We start from the raw sequence: 4,202 nt of genomic DNA on the forward strand, positions 1-4,202 counted from the left end.
GCAGCAAGAGCAGCAAGAGCCAGGGTGGTATAAATTAATACCTAGTAACACCGTCGCTATTTTTATTCATGGATTAATGTCTAACTGTGATAAATGCTGGAGGGATAAAGAAGGTAATTATTGGCCCAATATTGTAGCAAACGACCCAAGGCTAAGTAATTTGTCAATTTATTTGGCCGAATATTTTACTAATATTGATTCCGGAGATTTTGATTTTTCAGAGTGCGCAAAGCAAGTCTTAACAGATATAGCCAGCGTAGATTATCAATTGAGACGCCCCCCACTTGATTATCCGAACATTATTTTTATAGCGCATAGCGCGGGAGGCGTGATATCAAGAGCGATCGTGGAAAAAAACAGAACCATTTTCAAAAATAAAAAAATTGGCTTTTTTCTAATTGCATCCCCTTCCTTAGGATCAAAATATAATTTCATAACAAAATTAGTAGCGAATATCCTCAGAAACTCTCTTATTAAAGAGCTTTACCATGAGAGTCCATATCTAAAAGAATTAGATAATAATTTCAGAGACTTTATTGAAGGGAAGGAAATTAACGTTTGCGGAAAGGAACTATACGAAAACAATAAACAAACAGGGAGTGCAGTTGCCTTTTCTAATAGAAAAATTGTTGATAAAGAATCTGCTAGGCGTTATTTTGGCAGCGGAGTAATGATACCTAATTCTGATCACTCAACAATATGCAAGCCGTCATGTAGTCAAGATGTCATTCATAAAGAACTATACAAATTTATTGCAGATAATTTCATATTAACCAAAATTATAAATGAAGTTAATGGTGCTGCCATTTTAGCCACTGAATCACCAGATCCATTATTTATAAGATACGCTCCCCAACATGAACCATATTATTATTTAAGAGATATTGATTTTCAAATAGAGCAGACATTTGAACGATATAGTATTTGGGTTTGTGGTAAGAGTGGTGTTGGGAAAACTGTTTCTATCCAAAGGATGTTATCCAGAAAAAACATCAACTATAAATTTATTTCTATGGCGCGCTCAGTTAATGAAAGCACTAGCCAGATGCTAATTGATCTATTAAACGAGTTAAATAACTACGAGCCTATATCTACAATCAGTAGATCACATACTTTAAAACTAATTTCTGATAAAATACGACTTCTAAAGGATGATGGTTATTCAGTTATTTTCATTGAAGAGATCCCAATAAAAAATAAAGAACAGTTTGTTGACTTCTCTGAGAGTATTTTTTCAATAATATCATCGTTGGGTTCACACAATAAATATTGCAACATCATTCTATCCTCAATATTTGAACCTCCTGATATGTGTGGAACTGAATTCGAAAAAAATTCTGAAAAGATTAAAATACTAAGTGTTGAAAGTTGGAGCATTCATGAACTTTCACAACTTTCTCATATAATTGAGAATCATCTTGGATTTACGATATTAAATCACTCAACTCTCTACACCACATTCAATGGCTCTCCCAGAGCAATGAAAATATACTATCAAAATTACATATTCGATAACTCCATTGAGAGGGCTTCATAAGTGACAAAAATTTTATGGCCAAGAACAATTATCCCGGCAGAACTATACGTTGAGAGAAAAGCAGATAAACAACTTGCACAGATAATGTCTGACATGGGAAGGCCTGGTTATATTCTTGTTGCTAGGCAAATGGGTAAAACCAACCTATTGATCAATGCCAAACGAAAATACTCAAAAGGAAACAATGTAATTGTATATATTGATCTTTCCAATAGATATGATACTGACCGATTATGCTTCAGGAATATCATTGATACCATACTGTCCACAAATGAGGAAAAACTCGGCCACCTCATTGACAAAATACATAGCGAACGGGAAACCAGAAGAATACCGGCATATACGGAACACAGCGCTGAACTCAGATTGATACTTGAAAACATAGCTGGAAAATTAATAATAATACTCGATGAAATAGACTCCCTCACTGCTGCTGACTATTCTGATAAGATATTCGCACAAATAAGAAGCGTTTACTTTGAAAGAGTTAACTTTAGCTGTTTAGAGCGACTTACGTATGTTTTATCTGGCGTTGCTGAACCGAGTGAAATAATTAAGGACAAGTCAATATCCCCTTTTAATATTGGTCAACGAATTGTACTTGGTGATTTTGATTATGGTGAATTTCTTGATTTTATAAGAAAAACAAAAATTGATATACCAAGTAGCACAATTGAAAGAATATTCTATTGGACAAATGGAAATCCTAGAATGACTTGGGATATATGTTCCGAAGTTGAGGATATTTTAGCTGATGGCAAAACACCAACATCAGAGCATGTTGACTCCATTGTGGAGAGAACATATCTCACTAATTTCGATGTGCCACCAGTCGACCATATTCGGTCACTTGTTGAATCCAGCCAAGAACTACGAGAAGGTATAATTTCAATACTCTATGGAAAAGGTGATGCGATAAGTGATGAAGTTAAGTCTAAGCTGTACCTTGCAGGAATATTAGATTCAAAATTTTCAGAGGGTTTGATTAAGATCAAAAATAAGGTCATCGAAAAAAGTCTAGATGAAGATTGGATTGAATCCATCACATCCCGAGAGTCTTATTCACAAAGTAATGCAGATAATGCCTTTAGAGACAGTCGGTTTAAAGATGCAATTGAACAATACTCCCACCTCCTAAGGAGTGATAAGCTTGATCCTATAGACAAGCAGCTAGTTATTTACAGATTGGCATGTTGTTACTTCTATGTTATGGATTATGAGAATGCTTATACATATTTTGACACCTTGGTACTCGATAAGAAAAACTATAAGGCTGCATACATCGAAGCGCTGTACTTAAAAGGTTTATGCCAGCTAATACTGGATAGGGACGTTATATCAGCAATTAAAACACTAAACGAAGTTAGGCTTGAAACTGATTATACAGATGAATATCACTGGCTTTCATCAATAAATATTGTATCAGCAGCCAGTCAACAAGTATCTATCTTAGAAGGTTATTTATCCAAAGAGGATTTATTAGAAATCTTAGGTAGAATTATTGAAAACCAAAATCTAATTAAGTCAGATGGGATCATTTCCAACGCCTACCTATTTGCTGGTGACTTTGAAACTGACACTGAAAAATCTCTCGACTATTATCTACTTTCTGTTGAAAATGCTAATGGATTAGAAAAAGTAAAACCATATTTGCATGCAATAGCAAAGAATAAATCAAAGGAGATTTATGAGAACATCTCAACTCTTCTTATAAATAATCCTGACAGTAAAACGCTACTCCATGAGAATCCATCTAAAACATTTAATGTAAAGACACTTTTTGAATTTATATCCTATTCTTTAGACAATGAACACAAAGATACTCTGTTATCTGTTTTTGACTCTTTCATAGAAAATGAAACTCTCAATGAAGAAAGTGATGGTGTATTTGCAAGGATAATTATTGGCTATGTTATATCATGCAACAATCTTGATAATAAGAAGGGGCTTTGTGAATATCTTCTCGAAAAAGGTAGAGCATACATCCCACCTCAAGTAACCTTCGAGGCTGCAAAAATTCTATTGTCTTTATCTCCAGATAATAAGGATGCGAGCGATATATTTTTCACGGGCTTTCAGAACTATGTTGAAGGGAGACCGGATTACATTGATATCTTAAATTTTCAATATCGAATAGTAGAATGCATTAACAATGAAGAAATAGCTAAAGCTTTGACCTACTCTACTCAACTTATAAACAACACAAAAAATCTCAATGAAAAAGAGCATGTGAAACTGTTATATATTTATTATCTTAGAATGATTGTTTCTAATGAAGTGGAACAAAGCAAACTATACGATAAGATAACATTCTTGCTATCTCTCGTTGATGAAGATGACTATCTTAAAGCGTACTACACACAAGAGCTAATCCAGAAAATAAAGGTTAACTCTACTATTCTGTATAGAAGAGCGAATCCAATTACCACTATAAAGTGTGCAGTTAAGTTTGGTAGGAACGAGGTTGTGAATGTTATATATAAAAATGGAGAAATAAAAAACGGTAAGTTTAAACATTTCCAAGATGATATTCTAAACAAGCGGTGCGAGATCGTACAGTAAGTATTTTTAATATTTCCATTGGATCGCCGGTTATATGCCGGTGATCCTCTACGCCAAAATCCCACTATAGTCTAGATATAATATAAGACTGAGACTGAGACTG

The 4,202-nt window shown here is 34.1% G+C and carries 2 protein-coding genes; both read left to right on the forward strand.

Annotated elements, in window-relative coordinates; genetic code table 11:
- Positions 1-1,537, forward strand: a 1,537-nt coding sequence (locus BN1124_RS21310; protein WP_197066206.1) for an alpha/beta hydrolase, incomplete at its 5' end; no start/stop codon positions are given.
- Positions 1,538-4,099 carry an AAA-like domain-containing protein gene (locus BN1124_RS20935; protein WP_082041575.1) on the forward strand — a complete coding sequence of 854 codons (2,562 nt, stop codon included), beginning with the start codon at positions 1,538-1,540 and terminating at the stop codon, positions 4,097-4,099. It begins immediately after the preceding gene.
- The last annotated feature ends 103 nt before the right edge of the window (positions 4,100-4,202 follow it).

Origin of the sequence: Aeromonas eucrenophila, assembly GCF_000819865.1 — a bacterium.
GTDB lineage: Bacteria > Pseudomonadota > Gammaproteobacteria > Enterobacterales > Aeromonadaceae > Aeromonas > Aeromonas eucrenophila.